Origin of the sequence: Corynebacterium sp. HMSC034A01 (assembly GCF_001838175.1) — a bacterium.
GTDB lineage: Bacteria > Actinomycetota > Actinomycetes > Mycobacteriales > Mycobacteriaceae > Corynebacterium.
In genome coordinates this window covers 1-4,419 of sequence record NZ_KV835937.1, presented here as the reverse complement: position 1 = coordinate 4,419, position 4,419 = coordinate 1, and the positions used below count along the sequence as shown (strand labels likewise).

The 4,419-nt window shown below is 63.7% G+C and carries 2 protein-coding genes; one reads left to right on the top strand and one right to left on the bottom strand.

Annotation, left to right across the window (positions count from 1 at the left end; translation table 11 throughout):
* Positions 1 to 442: 442 nt before the first annotated feature.
* Positions 443 to 2,791, bottom strand: coding sequence for a hypothetical protein (locus tag HMPREF2791_RS03110; RefSeq protein ID WP_070844356.1), 2,349 nt, complete (start codon positions 2,789 to 2,791; stop codon positions 443 to 445).
* 139 nt (positions 2,792 to 2,930) lie between these two features.
* Between HMPREF2791_RS03110 and mgtE the strand changes: the two genes are divergently transcribed.
* Complete coding sequence (gene mgtE / locus HMPREF2791_RS03105; protein WP_070844355.1) at positions 2,931 to 4,292, top strand: magnesium transporter; 1,362 nt, start codon at positions 2,931 to 2,933, stop codon at positions 4,290 to 4,292.
* Positions 4,293 to 4,419 lie beyond the last annotated feature (127 nt).

Here is a 4,419-nt window from a genome sequence, read left to right as displayed (position 1 = left end):
TTTGGCGACGCTGGTGGGTGTGCCGCCTTGGTCTCTGACAGCTCTGGCGATGGCGAGGTTGCGGTTGGGACTGTTCATGGTGTCAAACATGTCCCGACTCACCAGTCAAACATCACCGACACGGCTGAGGTAACCCTAAGTGTCAACAATGACGCGACTCACCTGTCAAGGATCACAACGCCTTCCGCAGGCACACCCCGTCAAATATGTCGTGACCTCAGGCACTGCTGGGGGCACTTTTTGTGCTGAAACCCCTGCTCGTCGGGGTTTTCGGCGTTTGTGGGGGTTTGGGTGGGTTGGTCTGGAGCGGTTCCTGACAGATCACGGCGGGCGTTTGCCTCGACCTGGGGGTATGAGGGCGCTCTGACAGATTCCGCCGCAATGTGTCGGGGCTCCAATAGAAAAGCCCCGCCGGTGTGGGCGGGGCTGAGGTGTGGTCGCGCTAGTTCTGGGTGTCCACCACCGGGGCCGCGACGGTCTCGGCCGGCTTGTTGCTGCTGCCACCAACGGCAAGGTCAATGCTGCGGACGCTCGGCACGCAGTTGCGCACCGCTGCTGCCAGGACTACAGCAGCCACGAGTCCGAGGGCGCCGCCACCTACAGCGGCGAGCTGCGCCGGCTCTAGGTTGAATCGGCGGGCGGCGTCAGCGAAGGCCTTCTCGGCCTGAACAGCGGTGTTGCCCAGGCCCGGAACGCCGATCTGGCCGGCCATGGAAAGCGGGATCATCGCGATCAACGGCAGCCCCAGGGCCACCAGGGAAGCGATGCAGCGCGGATCGGAAGAACCGCCCTCGACGCCAACATTGGCGTCCAGGATGCTGGAACGGCCATTCTCAGCTTGGCCTTCGTCGCCCTGGGCAGGCTCGCCGTTCTGACCGCCGCGGCGGGAAGAACCGAACAAGCCGCCGTTGGCGTTGCCGGTGACGAGCACCTCCGGGTTGGCGTTTCCGGTTGCGACGACGCTGTTGTTCGACCCGTTGTTGTTGGCATTGTCGGTGATGACCGGGTTCGCGTTGCCGGTGACCACGGCAGAGTTGTTGGAACCGTTGTCGTTGGCGTTGCCGGTGATGACCACGGTCGGGTTCGCGTTGCCCGTGACCACAGCGGAGTTGTTCGAACCATTGTCGTTGGCATTGCCCGTGACCACAGGGTTCGCGTTGCCAGTGACGACCGGATTTGCATTGCCCGTGACCACGACGGAGTTGTTGGACCCGTTGTCGCGCAGGTTGTCGTTCACGTTGCCGGTGATCACGACGGATGGGTTGGCGTTGTTCGTGATCACAGGGTTGCCGTTGTTAGACAGGTTGTCCTTGATTTCGACGGTTGGGTTCGCATTGTTCGTGATCACCACGGACGGGTTGCCGTTGTTAGACAGGTTGTCCCGCGGATTGACGTTGTCGGTGATGACCACGTTCGGATTGACGTTGTCGGTGATGATCACGTTCGGGCTGCCGTTGTTGTTGCCGATGTTCGACGGGTTCGCGTTGTTGGTGATCACAACGTTGATCAAGCGGCCGCCGCCACCGCCGGTTCCGCCCTCGCCGCCGTCGCTTCCGCCGCCGGTGAGACCGCCGATGATGTTGCCAAGCAGACCGCTGCCGGTCCCCGCACCGATCAGGCTGCCCAGGATTGGGCCGAGGATGCCGGCGACAGTGCCCGCGGTCTCCGCGGGTGTCTTCGACGGGTTCTTGGCCGCGATCTTCAGAGTGGCCTTGAACTTGTCAGTGCCGTCGTTCACCTCGATCGGAAGGTCGAAGTCGCCCTCCTTGAACGTGGTCGGCGGGGTGACGCGGATGGTGGTGCCGTCGTTGGAGACGGACCAGCCAGTCGGCAGGGCGGCTCCGGTCTTGGACACGGTGACACCTGCCGGCAGGGTGATTCCCTCGACGGGCTGCGCCGACGTGGACTTCTCAAAGTCCACCGGGTAGCGGGAGGCCAGCTGGCTTTCCCACTCGGCGCCCGGGCGTTCGTCGATGACGTTGACGCGCAGAGTGGTGGTGAACACCTCGCCATTCGCCGGGGTCACGCGCACGGGGATGTCCACGTTGCCGGACTTGAAACCAGTAGGAGACTGCGGGCGGATCAAGGTCAGGACGCCATCGTCGTTGCGGAACTTCCAGTTGAAGATGGTGTTGGTGGTCGGCGCCACCACGTCGCCGGGCTGCAGCGTGAGCCCCTCAATCACGGCTTCCTGCTGGTTCCAGAAGTTGGCGGTGGGGAAGCGGTCGTTGAAGGTGGAGGCGGTGGTTTGGGGGCCATTGCTTGTCGACGTCGGCTCCGTCGCCGACGTCGTAGTGGGCTCTTCCGCCGGGGCATCTTCAGAGGTTGGTGCCGTTTCAGGCGTAGTGGTGGGTTCCGGCGTCGGGCACTGGTCCGGCTCGGTAAAGGTGTTGTCCGCGACATCCTCGTCCACCACGTCTACACGGAGGGTGGTGTTGAAGGTGCTGCCGTCAGCTTTGGTCACCTTCACAGCGATGTCTTGGTTGCCGGTGCGGAATCCCAATGCGGACCACGGACGGGCCACGACGACCGCGCAGCCAGCCGTGCGGACCTGGAAACCGGTGCCTCGGGTCGACTCGACCTTGTCACCCGGTTCCAGCTCCAAGCCCTGCACGACGGCTTCGTTCGCATTCCAGAAATTATCCGTGGTGTAGCGGGTGTCAAAGGCGGAGGCCTCCACAGCTTGGGCGGTGGGAGCGTCGGTAACCGGGGAGACAAACGGGGCCACGAGGGCGATCGACAGGGCACCCGCCGCGATGGCGGTGCGGCGGGAACGGACGGACTTTGCCATGGTGGCTCCTCAACGAGTATTCAGGGGAACATCAGCGATACATGACAGCTATCGCAGAACACGCGTAGATCTTTACATACAACCGCTCAGAATCGGCGCTTTCTTTCGCAAAAATTTTCAGCCTGGGTACGCTCGCCGTGTGACTACGGCCAACGCGGCGGCGATCGCGCACCTGGAAAAGCAGCTGAACCGGCATCGGTTGGACTCCGACGACTTGGACGGGCTCCATGAGGAGCTGGCAGGAATTCCGTTGCACGACGTGGTGCACGTGGTGGAGCGGCAGCCGTCGAAACGCGGTGCTGTCCTGATCCGCCTGCTGCCGCCGGAGCGCGCGGCTGCGGCGTTCGACGCGCTGGACCCCGCCCACCAGGCGGAGATTGTTGAAGAGCTGGGTAGCGAGGACGTCGTCGGCCTGTTCAGCGCGCTGGGTGCTGAGGACCGCGTGCGCATGCTGGACAACCTGCCCGCGGAGATCGCGGAGCGGTTCCTGGGGGATCTGGACGAGGACGCCCGCGCGGACACCAACCTCATTCTCGGCTACGAAAAAGGCTCGGTCGGCCGCGCGATGAGCCCCAATGTGGCGGCGGTTGGTCCGGGTGAGGGGGTGCGGGAGGTCGTCGAGAAGCTTCGTGCGAATGCGGACCGCTTTGAGACCGTCTACACCATCGCTGTGGTGGACCCGGAGCGCACGCTGTGCGGCGTGGTGGGGCTGCGCGAGTTGTTTAAGGCGGCGCCGGACACGCGCGTTATGGACGTGATGCGCGAGCGTCCGTCGGTGCAGGTCAGCGACGATGCCGAGGACGCCGCGCGACGCCTGCTGTCCTCCGGTCTGCTGGCTTTTCCGGTGGTGGATGCCGGCAACCGCCTCGTTGGCATCTTCACTCACGACGAGGCTGCCGACATTGTCGAGCACGCTGACAGCGAGGACTCCGCGCGCCAGGGCGGCGCCGAGTCCCTGAAGCAGCCGTACCTGTCCACCCCGGTCCTGAAGCTGGTGCGCTCGCGCATTGTATGGCTGCTGGTGCTGGCGCTTTCCGCGATCCTGACTGTGCAGGTTCTCGGCGTCTTCGAAGGCACGCTCGCGCAGGTGACTGTGCTGTCGCTGTTCATCCCGCTGCTCACCGGCACGGGAGGCAACACCGGCAACCAGGCAGCGACGACGGTGACAAGGGCGCTTGCGCTTGACGACGTTTCCAAAGGCGACATCCTCAAAGTGATGTGGCGCGAATTCCGCGTCGGCGCGACACTCGGGGCGATCCTCGGCGTGCTTGGATTGGTCATCGCGTGGGCCGTTTTCGGCCGAGAGATCGGGATTGTGATAGGAAGCACACTATTTTGTGTCTGCGCGATGTCCGCGACTGTCGGCGGGCTCATGCCGATCGTGGCGAAGACCGTCGGCGCGGACCCCGCCGTGTTCTCCAACCCGTTCATTTCCACCTTCTGCGACGCGACCGGTCTGGTGATCTACTTTGCGATTGCCAAGGCGGTGCTCGGGTTGTAACTGGGGCAGTGTTTGCGGGTTTGGCCTGCGGTTTTGGTGGTGAGTTCACCTGGGTGTAATGTTCTACTTCGTTGTCCACAGGGCAACGAACTGAATACGCGCCCGTAGCTCAACGGATAGAGCATCT